The organism is Bacillus sp. JJ1521 (assembly GCF_036965165.1).
GTDB lineage: Bacteria > Bacillota > Bacilli > Bacillales > Bacillaceae_L > Ferdinandcohnia.
Genome location: NZ_JBALOX010000008.1, coordinates 32,244 through 33,466, shown reverse-complemented (window position 1 = coordinate 33,466; position 1,223 = coordinate 32,244). Strand labels below are relative to the sequence as shown.

General features: G+C 40.8%; 1 protein-coding gene. It reads left to right on the top strand.

Translation table 11 applies throughout. The features are described from left to right. Positions 1-108: 108 nt before the first annotated feature. Entirely contained in the window at positions 109-1,005 is an 897-nt protein-coding gene (locus V7147_RS01690; protein WP_335366125.1) for a cation diffusion facilitator family transporter, read from the top strand. Positions 1,006-1,223: the final 218 nt, after the last annotated feature.

Genomic DNA, 1,223 nt, shown 5'->3' with positions numbered 1-1,223 from the left:
TGTGGCAACGTCTTTATGACCCACATCGTGTGGGCCTGAAAATCGGGCGCAAATACGCCAAGGTGTATTTGATATATTCTCAATCTACATGGGGAGGATGAGGATTTTTTGAAGGAGAATGATCGTTTTAAACAAGCAGAAAAAGCCATCATCATTGGTGTTGTGGGGAATATTATTCTCGCGATTATTAAATGGGTAATTGGAGTTCAATCAAATAGTCGGGCGCTTATTGCTGACGCAGTCCATTCTGCTTCAGATGTTGCCGGTTCGGTAGCTGTATACATAGGAGTACGTGCTGCGAAAAGACCACCTGATGAAGATCATCCATATGGACATGGGAAAGCTGAGTCAGTTTCGGCCATCATTGTTGCTGTTTTATTGGCACTTGTTGGATTTGAAATTGGGAAAGCCTCGATTGAATCCTTCTTTAAACCTATTGAAGTTCCTAAGACAATGGCTATTTATGCCGTCCTATTTTCCATCATCATTAAAGAAATCATGTTTCGATATAAATATAATCTTGGAATAAAGATTAGGAGTGATGCACTCATTATTAATGCGTATGATGATCGATCTGACGTATTTGCCTCGCTCGCAACGCTTGTAGGGATCATAGGTGCCATTCTAGGTGGCTATCTCGGACTAGATTGGCTTGTATATGCTGACCCTGTAGCGGGACTAGTTGTTGCCGTTCTTATTGTTAAAATGGCATGGGAATTTGGAACCGAAGCCATCCATAATACCCTAGATCATGTGTTACATGACGAAGATACAACCGAATTTAGAAAGCTGGTTATGTCTGTTCCAGAAGTAAAGAAAATTACAGAACTTCACGCACGTGAGCACGGGCATTATGTAATCGTCGATTTGAAAATTTCTGTTGATCCCTATATGACTGTGGAAGATGGTCATAATGTTGGGAAAAAGGTAAAAGCGAAGTTGATGGAATATGCGCAAGTTCAAAATGTCTTTATCCATATTAACCCTTACTCTGACGACGATTAACTTTATTCATTTGAAGGCTGAATAAAGTTAAAGCCTCCGGCGTAGACATGCGATTTTGAAAGGAAGTTTTCCCCGCATTAATTGGTACTAGGCCCTCATAGAGGGCAACTACCAGTAAATGCCCGATTGGTTCAACTAACAACTGGCAAAATAAATTTCCCCGATTGAAGTTACACTGTATCTCGCTTAAAATCAAAGACTAAGAACGCCACGTCCTG